This window comes from Pseudomonas entomophila (genome assembly GCF_029193575.1).
Classification (GTDB): domain Bacteria; phylum Pseudomonadota; class Gammaproteobacteria; order Pseudomonadales; family Pseudomonadaceae; genus Aquipseudomonas; species Aquipseudomonas entomophila_G.
Genome location: NZ_JARGCS010000012.1, coordinates 85,475 through 102,028, shown reverse-complemented (window position 1 = coordinate 102,028; position 16,554 = coordinate 85,475). Strand labels below are relative to the sequence as shown.

Genomic DNA, 16,554 nt, shown 5'->3' with positions numbered 1-16,554 from the left:
GCGCCTACAAGGCCCGCATGCGAACGCATGGCGTGTGCGGCTGTCCTAATAAGCCGCGACCATCGCTGGTGGGTTTGCCATCCAGCTTGTGTCATCATGCTCCGACCGCCGGTTAGTCCATCTAAGCCTCTATGAACAGATCCTACGCATTGCTGCTTGCCCTCGCCCTGCTCCAGGGCTGCCAGAGCCTGGCCCCGCGGACCGACGAGGCCCAGCCGTCCGTGGCCGAGGCCGGCAAGGGCACGACGGACAAGCCCGTGGTGTACGGTTCGTTCAAGCAAGAGACGCTCTACAGCCTGCTGGTGGCGGAACTGGCCGGCCAGCGCAATCGCTTCGACATCGCCCTGGCCAACTACGTCGACCAGGCGCAGAAAACCCAGGACCCTGCCGTATCCGAACGCGCCTACCGCATCGCCGAGTACCTCGGCGCCGATGAGCCGGCGCTGGACACCGCCCTCATATGGGCGCGCAACGACGCGCAGAACCTCGACGCCCAGCGCGCCGCGGCCATCCAACTGGCCCGCGCCGGCCGTTACGACGACGCCATGATCTACATGGAAAAGGTGTTGCAGGGCCAGGGCGACACCCACTTCGACTTCCTTGCCCTGTCGGCCGCCGAGACCGACCAGAGCACCCGCGACGGCCTGATGCAGAGCTTCGAGCGCCTGCTGGTCAAGTACCCGGACAACAGCCAGTTGCTGTTCGGCAAGGCCCTGCTGCTGAACCAGGACGGCAAGTCCGAACAGGCCCTGGCGCTGCTCGAAAGCCACCCGGCACAGAACGGCGAGATCGCCCCGACCCTGCTGCGCGCCCGCTTGCTGCAGGCCTTGGACCGTGGCCCGGAGGCGCTGCCGCTGCTGCGCGGAGCGATCCGCGACAACCCCGACGACAAGCGCCTGCGCCTGACCTACGCCCGCACCCTGGTCGAGCAGGACCGCATCACCGACGCCAAGGCCGAATTCGAGAACCTGCTCCAGCAGTACCCCGAGGATGACGAACTGCGTTACTCCCTGGCCCTGGTGTGCATGGAGAACAAAGACTGGGACGAAGCCGAGGGTTACCTGCAGGAGCTGGTCGAGCGCGACAGCAACGTCGATGCCGCGCACCTGAACCTGGGGCGCATCCGCGAGGAGCGCAACACACCGGCTGCGGCGCTGCGCGAGTACGCACTGGTCGGCCCCGGTCCCGACTATCTGGCCGCGCAGCTGCGCCAGGCCGACATCCTGATCGCCAACGGCCGCAGCGCCGAGGCCTCGCGCCTGCTCGCCGAAGCCCGCGAGGCGCAGCCCGACTACGCCATCCAGTTGTACCTGATCGAGGCCGAGAGCCTGGGCAACAACGGCAAGGACACCCAGGCCGACCAAGTCCTGCAGCAGGCGATCAAGCGCTACCCCGACGACCTCAACCTGCTCTATACCCGCGCCATGCTGGCCGAAAAGCGCAACGACCTGGGCCAGATGGAAAAGGACCTGCGCGCCATCCTCGCCCGCGAGCCGGAAAACGCCATGGCCCTGAACGCCCTGGGCTACACCCTGGCCGACCGCACCACTCGCTACGCCGAGGCCAAGGCGCTGATCGACAAGGCCCACCAGCTCACCCCCGACGACCCGGCCGTGCTCGACAGCCTGGGCTGGGTCAATTACCGCCTGGGCAACCTCGACGAGGCCGAGCGCCTGCTGCGCCAAGCCCTGGAGCGCTTCCCCGACCATGAAGTCGCCGCCCACCTGGGCGAAGTCCTGTGGGCCAACGGCAAGCGCCGCGAAGCCCGTCAGGTCTGGGCCAAGGCCTTCGAGGCCCAGCCCGACAGCCCTATCCTGCGCAAGACCGTCCTGCGCCTGACCGGATCCGAGACCCTTTAAGCCATGTTCCTGCGTCATTGCATCACCTTCACCCTCATCGCCCTGCTCGCCGGCTGCGCCGGCTTCGGCTCGCGCGAAGCCCTGCAAGGCCAGGGCGACCCGCAGCAGTGGCGCGCGCACAAGCAGCAGTTGAGCAGCCTCGACGGCTGGCAGATCAACGGCAAGGTCGGCATCCGCGCCCCACGCGACTCCGGCAGCGGCACGCTGTTCTGGCTGCAGCGCCAGGACTACTACGACATCCGCCTGGCCGGCCCCCTGGGCCGAGGCGCCGCGCGCCTGACCGGGCGCCCCGGCGGCGTGGTGCTGGAGGTGGCCAACCAGGGCCGCTACGAAGCCGCCAACCCCGAAGCCCTGCTCGAAGAACAGCTCGGCTGGCAACTGCCGGTCTCGCACCTGGTGTGGTGGGTGCGCGGCCTGCCCGCCCCGGACAGCAAGAGCCAACTGACCCTGGACGGCGACAGCCGCCTGGCCAGCCTCACCCAGGACGGCTGGCAAGTGCAGTACCTGAGCTACACCGAACAGAACGGCTACTGGCTGCCCGAGCGCCTGAAGCTGCACGGCGAGAACCTCGACGTGACCCTGGTGGTCAAGGACTGGCAGCCACGCCAGCTCGGGCACTGAGTTCATGCAGAAGCTCACCCTGCCGGCCCCGGCCAAGCTCAACCTGTGGCTGCACATCATTGGCCGGCGCGCCGACGGCTACCACGAGCTGGAAACCGTGTTCCAGTTCCTCGAGCATGGCGACGAACTGACTTTCGCCCTGCGCGAGGACGGCGAGGTCCGTCTGCACACCGAGATCGCCTCGGTGCCGCATGACAGCAACCTGATCGTTCGCGCCGCGCGCACGCTCCAGGAACAATCCGGTACAGCGCTGGGCGCCGACATCTGGCTGCACAAGGTGTTGCCCATGGGCGGCGGCATCGGCGGCGGCAGTTCCGACGCCGCGACCACCCTGCTGGCGCTGCACCATTTGTGGCAACTGGACTGGGACGAAGACCGCCTGGCCGCCCTGGGCCTGACCCTCGGCGCCGACGTGCCGGTGTTCGTGCGTGGCCATGCGGCCTTCGCCAGTGGCGTCGGCGAAAAGCTCGAACCGGTCGAGCCGGCGGAACCCTGGTACGTCGTGTTGGTGCCGCAAGTGTCTGTCAGCACAGCGGAAATTTTTTCGCATCCAGAGTTGACACGTAATTCCCTCCCCCTTAAGATGCGCCCCGTTCCCGAGGGAAACAGTCGAAATGACTGCCAACCGGTGGTAGAGCAACGTTACCCGGAAGTTCGCAATGCGCTGAATTCTCTAGGTAAATACACGGAAGCTCGAATGACCGGTACTGGAAGTTGTGTGTTTGGGGCCTTCCCAAGCAAAGCCGAAGCTGGTAGAGTTCTGGCCCTTCTTTCAGAGACCCATACAGGGTTTGTGGCTAAAGGGAGCAACGTTTCGATGTTGCATCGCAAGCTGCAAAGTCTGATCAAGAAGTCGAGTGCCTAGCGCTCGCAGCAACAGATACAGGGGCGTCGCCAAGCGGTAAGGCAGCAGGTTTTGATCCTGCCATGCGTTGGTTCGAATCCAGCCGCCCCTGCCATTTTCCTTATACTCATCCAGGTTACCCTCAGCCTTCAGGTACTGCGCGTGTCCAAGATGATGGTCTTCACGGGGAATGCTAACCCCGATCTGGCTCGGCGTGTCGTACGTCAGCTGCATATCCCACTGGGTGATGTTTCTGTCGGCAAGTTCTCCGACGGCGAAATCAGCACTGAGATTAATGAGAACGTCCGCGGTAAGGACGTGTTTATCATTCAGCCGACCTGCGCCCCGACCAACGATAACCTGATGGAACTGGTAGTGATGGCCGACGCCTTCCGCCGCTCCTCAGCTTCCCGAATCACCGCCGTGATTCCTTACTTCGGATACGCCCGCCAGGACCGCCGTCCGCGTTCGGCACGTGTAGCCATCAGCGCCAAAGTCGTCGCTGACATGCTCACTGTCGTGGGTATCGACCGTGTTCTCACCGTCGACCTGCACGCTGACCAGATCCAGGGTTTCTTCGATATTCCCGTCGACAACATCTACGGTTCGCCCGTACTGGTCGACGACATCGAAGACCAGCGTTTCGATAACCTGATGATCGTCTCCCCGGACATCGGTGGTGTGGTGCGTGCGCGTGCCGTCGCCAAGTCCCTGGGCGTCGACCTGGGTATCATCGACAAACGCCGCGAGAAGGCCAATCACTCCGAAGTGATGCACATCATCGGCGACGTCGAAGGACGCACCTGCATCCTGGTAGACGACATGGTCGACACCGCCGGCACCCTGTGCCACGCGGCCAAGGCCCTGAAAGACCACGGCGCTGCCAAGGTCTACGCCTATTGCACGCACCCGGTGCTGTCGGGCCGTGCAATCGAGAACATCGAGAAGTCGGTGCTCGACGAGCTGGTGGTGACCAACACCATCCCGCTGTCCGCCGCTGCTCAAGCCTGTGACCGTATCCGCCAGCTGGATATCGCACCGGTTGTCGCTGAAGCGGTACGCCGTATCAGCAACGAAGAATCGATCAGCGCGATGTTCCGCTAAGCGGACCCGTGTTGATATGAAGCGCCCCGCCCCAACATTTGTTGGGGCGGGGCTTTTTTGCCATCCCCATCTGGCGCTGGTCGCAAACGCCTGATGGGAGGCTAATTTGGAGAAACAAAATGACTGACTTCATCCTGAACGCCCAAGCGCGTACTGACCTGGGGAAAGGTGCGAGCCGCCGCCTGCGTCACTCGCTGAGCATCCCTGCCGTTGTCTACGGCGGCGATAAAGAAGCCCAATCCCTGACCATCGTGGCCAAGGAAATCGCCAAGCTGTTCGAAAACGAAGCTGCCTTCAGCCACGTGATCGAGCTGAACGTCGATGGCGCCAAGCAGAACGTCGTGGTCAAGGCCATGCAACGTCACCCGGCCAAAGGCTTCATCATGCACGCCGACTTCGTTCGCGTCGTTGCTGGCCAGAAGCTGACCGCCAAGGTTCCGGTTCACTTCGTCGGTGAAGAAGCCCCGGTCAAGAAAGGCGGCGAGATCTCCCACGTCGTTTCCGAGATCGAAGTGTCCTGCGAAGCCAAAGACCTGCCTGAGTTCATCGAAGTCGACCTGAGCAAGGCCGAGATCGGCAGCATCATCCACCTGTCGGACCTGAAAGCGCCGAAAGGCGTAGAGTTCGTCGCTCTGGCCCACGGTGATGACAAGGCTGTTGCCAACGTCCACGCTCCGCGCGTTGCACCAGAAGCAGAAGGCGCTGCCGAGTAATCCACTCGCGCGCCGGTGTCGGTCGGGTTACAGTGCCGCGCGCACTGTAGCCCACCCACTCCAAGGAAGAGCCCCTGACGTGACCGCCATCCAGTTGATCGTCGGCCTGGGTAACCCCGGCCCCGAATACGAACAGACCCGGCATAACGCAGGGGCTCTTTTCGTTGAACGCCTCGCCAGCGCCCAGCGCGTTTCGCTGTCCGCTGACAAAAAATATTTCGGCCTGACGGCTAAGTTCAGCCATCAGGGCAACGATGTTCGCCTGTTGATCCCCACCACCTACATGAACCGCAGCGGCCAGTCCGTGGCGGCTCTGGCCAATTTCTTCCGCATAAAGCCGGAAGCCATCCTGGTGGCGCACGACGAACTCGACCTGCCCCCCGGCGTCGCCAAGCTCAAGAAGGGCGGCGGCCACGGCGGGCACAACGGCCTGCGCGACATCATCGCGCAGCTCGGCAACCAGAACGACTTCCACCGCCTGCGGCTTGGCATCGGCCACCCGGGTGACGCCAAACTGGTCTCCAACTTCGTCCTGGGCCGCGCACCGCGCGCCGAGCAGGAGAAGCTCGACGCCAGTATCGATTTTGCCCTCGGCGTGATGCCCGACGTGCTTGCCGGCGACTTCGCCAAGGCGATGCGCGAACTGCATAGCCAGAAGGCCTGATTTCCTAGAGAGGGGAACACCCATGGGTTTCAATTGCGGCATCGTCGGCCTGCCCAACGTCGGCAAGTCCACCCTGTTCAACGCCCTGACCAAGTCCGGCATCGCGGCGGAGAACTTCCCCTTCTGCACCATCGAGCCGAACAGCGGCATCGTGCCGATGCCCGATGCGCGCCTCGACGCCCTGGCCGAGATCGTCAAGCCCGAGCGGGTGATCCCCACCACCATGGAATTCGTCGACATCGCAGGCCTGGTGGCCGGTGCCTCGAAAGGTGAAGGCCTGGGCAACAAGTTCCTCGCCAACATCCGCGAGACCGACGCCATCGCCCACGTGGTGCGCTGCTTCGAAGACGAGAACGTGATCCACGTTTCCAACAGCGTCGACCCCAAGCGCGACATCGAGATCATCGACCTGGAACTGATCTTCGCCGACCTCGACAGCTGCGAGAAGCAACTGCAGAAGGTCGCGCGCAACGCCAAGGGCGGTGACAAGGACGCCCTGGCGCAGAAAGCCATCCTCGAGAAGCTCATCCCGCACTTCACCGAAGGCAAGCCCGCGCGCAGCCTGATGAAGCACATGAGCACCGAGGAAAAGGCCGTGATCCGCGGCTTCCACCTGCTGACCAGCAAGCCGGTGATGTACATCGCCAACGTCGCTGAAGACGGCTTCGAGAACAACCCGCACCTGGACGTGGTCAAGGCCATCGCCGAGGAAGAAGGCGCGGTGGTGGTGCCGGTGTGCAACAAGATCGAAGCGGAAATCGCCGAGCTGGAAGAAGGCGAGGAAAAGGACATGTTCCTGGAGGCCCTGGGCCTCGAAGAGCCTGGCCTGAACCGCGTGATCCGCGCCGGTTACGGCCTGCTCAACCTGCAGACCTACTTCACCGCCGGGGTGAAGGAAGTGCGCGCCTGGACCGTGCGCATCGGCGCCACCGCGCCGCAAGCCGCCGCCGTGATCCACACCGACTTCGAGAAAGGCTTCATCCGCGCCGAAGTGGTGGCCTACGACGACTTCATCCAGTTCAAGGGTGAAGGCGGTGCCAAGGAAGCCGGCAAGTGGCGCCTGGAAGGCAAGGAATACATCGTCAAGGACGGCGACGTGATGCACTTCCGCTTCAACGTCTAAGCGCCTTCACGCTGCAAGCGAAAACCCCTGGGGTCACTGACCCCAGGGGTTTTTCTTTATCGGAACTGTTAACGCCTCTGGAATTAACAAGCCAATCCGCAGACCTTTATCTCGGTCAGGCTGAAGCTGTGGGAGCGAGCTTGCCCCTCTATGCGACGCAGAGGGGCGGACCGTCAGGTATTGCTCTCGGTGAATTTCTCAAGATAGACCGGTGACCCCGCCAACTCATGCCGGGTGTGCCAGGCCTTGATCGACTCGACCATCGGCGGTGGGCCACAAATGTAGATGTCGTGGGCGAAGTCGCGCAGTTTCTGGTGTTCCAGGCTGGCATCGACATAGCCCGTCTTGCCGGTCCATTCTGGCTCGGCATCGCTTACCACGACCTCGTAGGTGAAACCCGGAATGCTGGCCTTGAACGCTTCGAGCCGCGCCACTTCACAGATATCCGCCGCCTTGCGCACCCCATAGAACAGCGTGACCGGGTAACCCGTGCCACCCGAGGCGGCCAGCGTGTCGAGCATCCCCAGGAACGCCGAAAGCCCCGTTCCCCCCGCGATCATCAGCAACGGGCGCCCCACATGCCGCAGGTAGAACGCCCCCAGGGGCGCTTCCAGTTCGATGGGGTCGCCCACCTGGCAGCGCTCGCGCAGGTAGTTGGACATCACCCCATCCGGCAACAGACGCACCAGGAACTGCAACGTACTGCTGCCCGGGGCGGCCGCGAACGAGTAGGAGCGCCAGTGCCCGGTGCCCGGCACCTGGACCCTGGCGTACTGCCCCGGCAGGTAGTCCAGCGCCGCGCCTTGGGCGCTGGCATCGACATGCAGGATCGCCGTGCCCGCCGACACCTGCTCGATCTTGCACACCGTGCCGGTCAGCGTCTGGGTGCCCGGCGCCGAGCACAGGCTCGAATCGAAGTCGAACGAGAACGCGGCATCGCTCTGCACCCGCGTCTGGCAGGTCAGCACCTTGCGCTGGGCCAGGTCATCCGCCGAGAGCGTGTCTTCATCGACGTACTCCTGGGTGTAGCTGCCTGAGTCGCACCGCCCCTGGCACGTGCCGCAGACACCTTCACGGCAGTCCAGGGGGATCTTGATGCCATTTCTCAAGGCCGCATCCAGCACGCTTTCATTCCCCTGCGCTGAACAGAACAGCGTCTTGCCGTCGGTGAAACTAAAGGCAATTTTATGTGCCATGTGACGCTCGCTGATTACAGGTGATAGAAATCGAGTACCGAGTTGATCGTGTCGTTCAACAGCAGGACATGCTTGCGGCGGATCTTCCAACCGTCCCCCTGGCGCACCAGGGTATACGTGGCACGGCCAAAGAAGGCCTCGGCCACGCCCAGGCGATAGAACAGCGTGTGCCAGTTGAGGAACACTTCCAGTTCATCGTCGTGCTTCACGGCAATACGCACGTTGTTGATCAGGTGCGCGGTGCGCGGCATGGGAATGGTCGAGGCCGCCTTGCCGGTGCGAATGCGGAACACCCGGTCTTCGAGCCCGCCACGGTTGGGGTAATAGATCAGCGACATGCCCTTCTTGGGGTCTTGGGTATACACATGCTCGCTGTCCCACTGCGGCAGGTGGAACTCGCTGTCCTCGGTGAACAGGTCCAGGTAGGCATCCCAGTCCTGGGCATCGCACAGCGCCGACTTGAGGTAGAAGAACTGCTCGATCTGGTATTGAAGTTCTGCAGACATGCTTACACCTCGTGAAGTTTGAGCGCGGCGGCGTCATCGGCCTGGCGTTGCAGGCCGTCGATCAAGAATTGCTTCCAGTGGTTGTGCTGGTTCACGTAGAGGCCTTCGTGGGTGAACTCCACGCCGGTCATGCGCGGGTGGATGCCGATCACCTGCGCGTTACGGGTCTGGCCCTCCTCCCAGCGCCCCTGGCCACGGGAGATATCGCTCCAGCGTTCCAGGCGCGCCTGGAACCCGCGCTGCGCTTCGCGGAACTCCACCAGGTCATCGGGCGTGCCCATGCCCGAGACGTTGAAGAAGTCCTCGAACTGGCGAATGCGGTTCTCGCGGTCGGCGTCGGACTCGCCCTTCACCCCCAGGCAGAAGCTGTGGATCTCGGTCTTGTTCCAGGCCACCGGGCGGATGATGCGCAGCTGCGAGCTGATCTGGTCGAGGAAGAACATGCTCGGGTAGATGTTCAGGTTGCGCAGGCGGTGCATCATCCACTGCGCCTTGTCCTGGCCGTGCTCCTCGACCAGCCGCGGCATGATCGTGGCATAGCCGGGACGCACCGACGGGTTGGGCATGTCGCTGAAGAGCAGGCTGTGGCCGTTGTCGAAGGCGAACCAGCCGTCGTCGGTGTTCTGGTCGCCCGCGCCGAGCTTGCTGTAGTCGAGCGTGTCGCCCGAGACCAGGCCCTTGTCGGCGTTCACTTGCTGGCGGTGCTGCACCGTCGCCACGTAGTTGTAGTGCACGGTGCTGACGTGGTAACCGTCCAGGCCGTTCTCGTTCTGCAGCTTCCAGTTGCCTTCGTAGGTGTAGGCCGACTTGCCGGGCAGCACCTCCAGTTCGCCGGTCGCCGACTGCGCGACCATCATGTCGAAGAACACCTTGGCATCGCCCAGGAAGGTTTCCAGCGAGTCTTGCCCGGTGGTGTCGAGGTTGACGAAGACGAAGCCCTTGTAGCTTTCGATGCGCGCCTTCTTCAGGCCGCGGGTGGCCTTGTCGAAGCCTTCGGGGTATTCGCCCGGCGCCTTGACCTTCACCAGTCGCCCGTCGCTCTTGTAGCACCAGGCATGGAACGGGCAGGTGAAGGTCGACTGGTTGCCCTTGCCGACCCGGGTCAGCGTAGTGCCGCGGTGCTGGCAGGCATTGACCAAGGCGTTGAGCTGGCCTTCACCGTCGCGGGTGATGATCAGCGGTTGCCGGCCAATGCGCACGGTGACGAAGTCGTGCTTGTTGGCGATCTCGCTTTCATGGCAGGCGTAGATCCACTTCTTTTCGAAGATATGTTCCATCTCCAGGTCGAAAAGTTGTGGCTCGGTAAACATGTCGCGGGCAATGCGAAATACCCCATCGGCCGGACGAAAGTCCAGGCAGCCGGTAATGAATTCCTGCCATTGTTTATTCGAATGTTGGCTAATCATGGAAATCCCCATCAGCGTAGGCGGGTTGCATGTGCCGTTATTAGATAAATAACCGCTGAAGGGGGTCTATCCGGATAGTCAGGGAACATGATCCGCTTATTGCGCAACCTGCCCACGGACAGACCGCTGCCCGGCACTGGGCCGGGCAGGACGGTCACGCATGCGGAAGGTCAGGCCGTCAGCGAATGCGACGGGCCTCGGCGCGCTGCAAGGTGGTGCTGGGCGCTTCGTCGAACAGCTTGCGGTATTCGCTGGAAAACCGCCCCAAGTGGTTGAAGCCCCAACCCATGGCGATCACCGAGATATTGCGCTGCGAGCGGTCTTCGAGAATTTCCTGGCGCACGGCGGTCAGGCGGTACTTCTTCAGGTAGGCCATGGGCGCCACGCCGAAGTACTTGCGAAAGCCCTCGAACAGCTTGAACCGCGACACCCCGGCCGCCTGTTCGATATCTTCCAGGTGCAGCTCTTCACGCGCGTTGGCGTGGATGAAATCGCGCGCCCGCACCAGGTAGTACGGCAGCTTGATCTCCAGGCGCGTGCGCAACTCGTTGGAGTAGTTGTTCGGCTGGGCGAGGATCAGCCCCTTGATCAATGCGCTTTCCAGGTCGCGGCTGAAGAACACCTGCCCATAGAGGTCGCGGCTGCGCTCCAGCTCGTCGGTCATGTGCCGGGCCATGCGCCACCAGGACGCCGTGGCACCGTTGATCGCATCCATGTCGGCATCGAACGACAACTGCTCGTCCACCGAGCGTTGCAGCAGTTCTTCGAGGGTCTGCTGGATCGCCGTGCGTGGAATCACCACCTGCAACTTGCGGCAGTCACCGGCGATGGTCAGCTCCTGCTGCTCGTGAGGCGAGATGATCACGCCCCGGTCGCGGTCCGAGCGCAACAGCATGCCGGCCTTGCACAGCTCCTGCTCGCCACTGAGCGGCAGGCTGATGCTGTAGCTGTTGAGCTTGCTCTGCGCGCCGACGCCGATGGTCACGTCGGTGCCGTACTCGACGTAGCCCAGCAGGGTCGAGGTGGAGCGCAATACATTCCCGCTGTGGTGGAACTGGATACGGTTCGGCTTGCTCGCCTTGAGCATGTGTGGCCCGCAGATATCGGACATCCATGAACGCGCACCGGCCAGATCGTAGCGATCGGCACTGACGCCTCTGAATTGCTGTTCATGTTCGCTGGTCATCGCACGCTACTCATCACGGTTTTTTGTTTTGCCTGCTCTTTCGGCAGGCTAGGCCAATCGAGTGGCAATCTCCGTGCCATCCATTTGGCCATGGGTCTGGCCTGCCGCCCACGAGGTGTTTCGGCAAATTTCCGGATAGCCCGGACCTCCCGCGCATGGCCCTGCAACGCGCCTTCCAGAGCCAAGGCCAGGCACCCTGGGTGGTAGCGCCTGCCTTGCACCAATGCCGGGCAGGCACGGCACTGGTCGCACAACGGCAGTACCGCAAGCGCCCAGCAGGCAGCTGTCACAGGGGCTGTTACCGCCACCGGGTAGCGGGGAAACGCCACCCCAAGATAACTGGACAAACCACGCCAACTTATCGGATAGCAAAGCGGTGCAAAGCCTGATATCAGTAGCCGAGAAGGCCGGCCTGGCGTTACCCAGGGCAGGAAACTGTTACCCCTCGATCGAGTGGCTCAACGCCTCCCTGATTTTCCGGATCGCCTTCACCGACTATGCGGATAGACCGAAGCGCGCCCGCTACTTCTAATTAGCCCCACACCCGGCGAACACGCCCAAGGGTGCCCAGAACAACAAAAAACACAGCACGCGTCTCACCCACTGCCCTCACAACAACGAAGCAGGCCGCGCCCTTCGCGGCACTGCACCACCAAGGCGGTCATGATGAAACACACCTTCACCCTTGCGATGCTCGGGGCCGCACTGGCCTCCTCCCTCAGCGCCCAAGCACAAGAACCTGTGCAGATCGGCTTCATCACCACCCTCTCCACCCCCGCCGGCTACCTCGGCGAAGACGCCCGCGACGCCTTCCGCCTGGCTATCGACCAGGAAGGCGGCAAGCTCGGCGGCGTGCCGGTGAACCTGGTGGTCGAGGACGACGGCCTGCAACCGGCCAAAGGCAAGCAGATCGTCGACCGCATGAGCCTGGATGGCATCACCCTGTACACCGGCGTGATGTTCTCCAACGTGCTGGCCGCCGTGGTCAACAGCGCCACCCAGGACAACCGTTTCTACATCAGCACCAACGCCGGGCCGTCGAACCTGGCAGGCGAAGGCTGCAAGGCCAACTACTTCGCCGCCTCCTACCAGAACGACGTGCCCCACGAAATGGCCGGTGCCGCCGCCAACGAGCTGGGCTACAAGAAGATGGTCATCCTCGCGCCCAACTACCAGGCCGGCCGCGATGCCCTGGCCGGGTTCAAGCGCACCTTCAAGGGTGAGGTCACCGAGATCTACACCAAGCTCAACCAGCTGGACTTCTCCGTGGAACTGGCGCGCATCCGTGCCCTCGCGCCGGATGCGATCTTCCAGTTCCACCCCGGCGGTGGCGGCATCAACTTCGCCAAGCAATACGGCAGCTCCGGCCTGGCCAAGAGCACGCCGATGGTGGTGCCGGTGTTCTCCATGGACGAGCGCATGCTCGCCGCCACCGGCAACGTCGCCGAGGGCGTGAACGTGGTCAGCGGCTGGGACCCGACCTCCAGCAACCCGACGAACCAGGCATTCATCAAGGCCTTCACCGAGAAGTACAAGCGCGCCCCCACCCTGTACGCCGCCCAGGGCTACGACACCGCCCGCCTGATCGGCTCGGCGCTCAAGGCCACCCAGGGCAACCTCAAGGACGCCGATGCCCTGCGCAGCGCCTTGCGCAAGGCCGACTTCGACTCGGTGCGCGGCGACTTCCGCTTCGCCAACAACCAGCACGCGGTCATCGACTGGCACCTGCTCAAGGTCCAGGCCGGCAGCGACGGCAAGCTCGTGGAAGTGCCGGTCAAGACCATCGCCAAGGCCCAGGTGGACAGCTACGCCGCCCAGTGCGCGCTCTGACCCAGCGCCCTCACCGTAGGACCCTCACCATGCTGTTGCTCGAACAATTGCTCAACGGCCTGCAATACAGCGCGCTGCTGTTCCTGCTGGCCTCCGGCCTGACCCTGATCTTCGGCATCATGGGCGTGATCAACCTCGCCCACGGCGCCTTCTACATGGTCGGGGCCTTCAGCGCCGCCTACACCGCCATCAGCACCGGCTCGTTCTGGCTCGGCGGCCTCGCCGCCCTGGCCAGCGCGGCCCTGTATGGCCTGGTGATCGAGACCGCGATCATCCGCCGGCTGTACAACCGCGACCACCTCGACCAGGTGCTGGCGACCCTCGCCGTGGTGTTCTTCAGCAACGAGGCGATCACCCTGCTGTTCGGCCGCAGCCCACCGGCCATGCCCACGCCCGATTGGTACAACGCCTTCGTCGAGGTGCTGCCGGGGCTGCTGTACCCGGTGAGCCGCCTGCTGTTCATCGGCGCCGGGCTGCTGGTGGCGCTGGGCATGTGGCTGCTGATCAACCACACCCGCCTGGGCATGCTGATCCGCGCCGGCGCCGACGACCACGAGATGGTCGGCGCGCTGGGGGTCAACATCAGCCGCCTGTACACCTGGGTGTTCGTGTTCGGCTGCATGCTCTGTGGCCTGGCCGGGTTCATGGCCGCGCCGCTGCTGTCGGTGGAGATCGGCATGGGCGAGAAGGTGCTGATCACCACCTTCGTGGTCATCGTCGTCGGCGGCGTCGGCTCGGTGCGCGGCGCGCTGGTCGGCGCCCTGCTGATCGGCATGGTCGACAGCCTTGGCCGCGCCTACATCCCGCCGCTGCTCGACCAACTGCTGCCCGCCGAGGTGAGTGGCGCCCTGTCCGCTGGGCTGATTTCCGCCAGCGCCTACATCGTCATGGCCGTGGTGCTGCTGGTTCGCCCGCGCGGCCTGCTGCCGGCCCGAGCTTGAGGAGAAGCCCATGTCCCGTCGACTGATGATCGACCTGGCCTGCCTGGCCACCTTCGCCCTGATGCCCCTGGTGGCCGCACTGTTCGACGAGCCGTTCCTGGTCAGCCTGTTCACCCGCCTGGCGATCTACGGCATGGCCGCCGCCAGCCTCGACCTGCTGATCGGCTACGGTGCGCTGGTCAGCTTCGGCCACGCCGCATTCTTCAGCCTGGGTGGCTACGTGGTGGGCATCGTCGCCTTCCACACCTCGCAGGCGCTGCCGCTGTGGGGCTGGGCGGGCAGCAACAGCGCGTTGGTGGTGTGGCCGCTGGCCCTGCTGTGCTGCGCCCTGCTGGGGCTGGTGATGGGCTACCTGTCGCTGCGCACCAGCGGCGTGCAGTTCATCATGATCACCCTGGCGTTCAGCCAGATGCTTTATTTCATCCTCGGCTCGCTGTCGCTCTACGGTGGCGACGACGGCATCCTGATGGACGCGCGCAACACCCTGCCCGGCCTCGACCTGGGCGACGCCAACCAGTTCTATTACCTGTGCGTGGCCCTGCTGGTGGGCTGGCTGCTGTTCTGCCGGCGCCTGGTCGGCTCGCGCTTCGGCTTCGTCCTGCGCGGCCTCAAGCAAAGCGAGCGGCGCACCGTGAGCCTGGGCCTGAAACCTGTGCGCTACCGCCTCACCACCTTCGTCATCGCCGGCCTCGGCGCAGGCCTGGCCGGGGTGCTGTGGGCCAACTACGCGATGTTCGTCAGCCCCGACATGGGCGCCTGGCAGAAGTCCGGCGAGCTGATGGCGATGGTCATCCTCGGCGGCGTCGGCAGCTTGCTCGGCCCAGTGCTGGGCGCGGCGGCCTACCTGGGGCTGGAGCAACTGCTGAGCCTGTGGACCGAGCACTGGCTGCTGATTTTCGGCCCACTGCTGCTGTTGGTGGTGCTGTTCGGCCGCCAGGGCATCTACGGCCTGCTGCTGCACGGTGCAGGCAAACCCCGTAAGCCCAAGGCGCCACGCGCTGGCGCGGCGTCCAAACCGCAGGAGATCCACCCATGAGCGCGCACTTGTCGATCCGTGGCCTGGAAAAAGCCTTCGGCGCGGTGAAGGCCACGCAAAACGCCAACCTGGAGCTGCGCCCGGGCGAGCTGCACGCGATCATCGGCCCCAATGGCGCCGGCAAGTCCACGCTGATCTCGCAGATCGCCGGCGAGCTGCGCCCGGACAAAGGGCAGATCCTGCTCGATGGCCGCGACATCACCGCCGTGCCCGCCCACCAGCGGCCACGCCTGGGGCTGGCGCGCTCGTTCCAGGTCAGCCAGCTGTACCCCGAGTTCACCCTGCTGGAGAACCTCGCCGTGGCCATCGCCGCGCGCGAGGGCAAGACCTTTGGTTTCTGGAAGCCGTTGGCGCGCGACCGCGACCTGCTCGCCCCCGCCCTCGGCTACCTGCAACAGGTGGGCCTGGCCGCGCGCGCCGAACACCGCGTCAGCGAGTTGTCCCACGGCGAGCGCCGCCAGCTGGAACTGGCCCTGGCGCTGGCCCAGGAAGCCTCGGTGCTGCTGCTGGACGAGCCGATGGCAGGCATGGGCGCCGACGAGTCGGCGCGCCTGACCGAGCTGTTGATGTCGCTCAAGGGCCGCTACGCGATCCTGTTGGTGGAGCACGACATGGACGCCGTCTTCGCCCTCGCCGACCGCATCACCGTGCTGGTCTATGGCGAAACCGTGTTCACCGGCACGGTGGACGAAGTCCGCGGCAACGCACTGGTGCGCAGCGCCTACCTGGGGGAAGAACATGCTTGAAGTCAGTGGTTTGCAGGCCGGCTACGGCCTGAGCCAGGTGCTGTTCGACATGCACCTGAAGATCGCCCAGGGCGAGGTGGTGTCGCTGATCGGCCGCAACGGCATGGGCAAGACCACCACGGTCAAGTCCATCATGGGGTTGCTCAAGCCCAACGCCGGCAGCATCCGCATCCATGGCAAGGAAGTGAGCGGCGCCACGCCCTACCGCATCGCCCAGGCCGGGCTTGGCCTGGTGCCGGAGGGGCGCCGGGTATTCGGTTCGCTGAGCGTGAAGGAGAACCTGCTGGCCACCGCCACGCGCGGCGGCAAGTGGGACCTGGCGCGCATCTATGCGCTGTTCCCCCGGCTGGAGGAGCGCCAGGGGCAGCTGTCGAAGACCCTCTCCGGCGGCGAACAGCAAATGCTGGTGGTGGGCCGCGCGCTGATGACCAACCCACAGTTGCTGATCCTCGACGAGGCCACCGAAGGCCTGGCGCCGGTCATCCGCGAAACCATCTGGAATTGCCTGGCCACCCTCAAGGCCGAAGGCGAGACCATCCTGGTGATCGACAAGAACCTCAAGGAGATGGCGCGGGTGGTGGACCGCCATCACATCATCGAGAAGGGCCGACCGGTCTGGGATGGCACGCCGCCGCAGCTGGCCGCGGTCCCAGACCTGTCGCACCGTTACCTGGGCGTCTAGCGCCCGCACCACCGTACCCCCGACGCACCCTCCCCATCGGCCCCTTCCTGGGCCGGTGGCGGGCGGCTGCACCCTGAAAACCATAAGAACAAGAGCC

Annotated in this window: 16 protein-coding genes and 1 tRNA gene; 13 read left to right on the top strand and 4 right to left on the bottom strand. The window is 64.3% G+C overall.

The features are described from left to right. The first annotated feature begins 131 nt into the window (after window positions 1–131). From P0Y43_RS05260 to ychF, 8 genes are all read left to right on the top strand, one after another. Entirely contained in the window at window positions 132–1,859 is a 1,728-nt protein-coding gene (locus P0Y43_RS05260; RefSeq protein WP_275636248.1) for a tetratricopeptide repeat protein, read from the top strand. A 3-nt stretch (window positions 1,860–1,862) separates the two neighbouring features. After that, on the top strand, window positions 1,863–2,480 hold the full coding sequence (lolB, locus tag P0Y43_RS05255) for a lipoprotein insertase outer membrane protein LolB (protein WP_275636247.1): 618 nt from the start codon (window positions 1,863–1,865) through the stop codon (window positions 2,478–2,480). 4 nt (window positions 2,481–2,484) lie between these two features. Next, window positions 2,485–3,345: a 4-(cytidine 5'-diphospho)-2-C-methyl-D-erythritol kinase gene (ispE, locus tag P0Y43_RS05250; RefSeq protein ID WP_275636246.1), complete on the top strand. Its 861-nt coding sequence runs from the start codon at window positions 2,485–2,487 to the stop codon at window positions 3,343–3,345. Window positions 3,346–3,364: 19 nt separating this feature from the next. Beyond that, a tRNA-Gln gene (locus P0Y43_RS05245) sits at window positions 3,365–3,439 on the top strand. Window positions 3,440–3,486: 47 nt separating this feature from the next. Next, window positions 3,487–4,428, top strand: coding sequence for a ribose-phosphate pyrophosphokinase (locus tag P0Y43_RS05240; RefSeq protein WP_029614333.1), 942 nt, complete (start codon window positions 3,487–3,489; stop codon window positions 4,426–4,428). Between the two features lie 119 nt (window positions 4,429–4,547). Continuing rightward, entirely contained in the window at window positions 4,548–5,141 is a 594-nt protein-coding gene (locus P0Y43_RS05235) for a 50S ribosomal protein L25/general stress protein Ctc (protein ID WP_275636245.1), read from the top strand. 79 nt (window positions 5,142–5,220) lie between these two features. Further along, the gene (gene pth, locus P0Y43_RS05230; protein WP_050703727.1) at window positions 5,221–5,805 is read left to right on the top strand and encodes an aminoacyl-tRNA hydrolase; all 585 of its coding nucleotides are present in this window, start codon (window positions 5,221–5,223) and stop codon (window positions 5,803–5,805) included. 22 nt (window positions 5,806–5,827) lie between these two features. Next, window positions 5,828–6,928, top strand: coding sequence for a redox-regulated ATPase YchF (ychF, locus tag P0Y43_RS05225; protein WP_275636244.1), 1,101 nt, complete (start codon window positions 5,828–5,830; stop codon window positions 6,926–6,928). 173 nt (window positions 6,929–7,101) lie between these two features. On the opposite strand, the gene antC is transcribed toward ychF, so the two are convergent. From antC to P0Y43_RS05205, 4 genes are all read right to left on the bottom strand, one after another. Beyond that, complete coding sequence (antC, locus tag P0Y43_RS05220) at window positions 7,102–8,124, bottom strand: anthranilate 1,2-dioxygenase electron transfer component AntC (RefSeq protein ID WP_275636243.1); 1,023 nt, start codon at window positions 8,122–8,124, stop codon at window positions 7,102–7,104. A 14-nt stretch (window positions 8,125–8,138) separates the two neighbouring features. Beyond that, the gene (gene antB, locus P0Y43_RS05215) at window positions 8,139–8,630 is read right to left on the bottom strand and encodes an anthranilate 1,2-dioxygenase small subunit (protein ID WP_275636242.1); all 492 of its coding nucleotides are present in this window, start codon (window positions 8,628–8,630) and stop codon (window positions 8,139–8,141) included. Between the two features lie 2 nt (window positions 8,631–8,632). Then, window positions 8,633–10,036: an anthranilate 1,2-dioxygenase large subunit gene (gene antA, locus P0Y43_RS05210; RefSeq protein WP_275636241.1), complete on the bottom strand. Its 1,404-nt coding sequence runs from the start codon at window positions 10,034–10,036 to the stop codon at window positions 8,633–8,635. 178 nt (window positions 10,037–10,214) lie between these two features. Next, a complete protein-coding gene (locus P0Y43_RS05205) occupies window positions 10,215–11,222 on the bottom strand; it encodes an AraC family transcriptional regulator (protein ID WP_275636240.1) in 1,008 nt (335 codons plus the stop codon). 666 nt (window positions 11,223–11,888) lie between these two features. On the opposite strand from P0Y43_RS05205, the gene P0Y43_RS05200 reads away from it, so the two are divergent. The 5 genes from P0Y43_RS05200 to P0Y43_RS05180 are packed head-to-tail and all read left to right on the top strand — an operon-like array spanning window position 11,889 to window position 16,457. Then, a complete protein-coding gene (locus P0Y43_RS05200) occupies window positions 11,889–13,052 on the top strand; it encodes an ABC transporter substrate-binding protein (RefSeq protein WP_275636239.1) in 1,164 nt (387 codons plus the stop codon). 29 nt (window positions 13,053–13,081) lie between these two features. Continuing rightward, complete coding sequence (locus P0Y43_RS05195; RefSeq protein ID WP_275636238.1) at window positions 13,082–13,993, top strand: branched-chain amino acid ABC transporter permease; 912 nt, start codon at window positions 13,082–13,084, stop codon at window positions 13,991–13,993. Window positions 13,994–14,003: 10 nt separating this feature from the next. Continuing rightward, window positions 14,004–15,029: a branched-chain amino acid ABC transporter permease gene (locus P0Y43_RS05190; protein ID WP_275636237.1), complete on the top strand. Its 1,026-nt coding sequence runs from the start codon at window positions 14,004–14,006 to the stop codon at window positions 15,027–15,029. Beyond that, window positions 15,026–15,775, top strand: a complete 750-nt coding sequence (locus P0Y43_RS05185) for an ABC transporter ATP-binding protein (RefSeq protein ID WP_275636236.1) — start codon at window positions 15,026–15,028, stop codon at window positions 15,773–15,775. Before P0Y43_RS05190 ends, P0Y43_RS05185 begins: the two co-directional genes overlap by 4 nt. Next, window positions 15,768–16,457 carry an ABC transporter ATP-binding protein gene (locus tag P0Y43_RS05180; RefSeq protein WP_275636235.1) on the top strand — a complete coding sequence of 230 codons (690 nt, stop codon included), beginning with the start codon at window positions 15,768–15,770 and terminating at the stop codon, window positions 16,455–16,457. Before P0Y43_RS05185 ends, P0Y43_RS05180 begins: the two co-directional genes overlap by 8 nt. The last annotated feature ends 97 nt before the right edge of the window (window positions 16,458–16,554 follow it).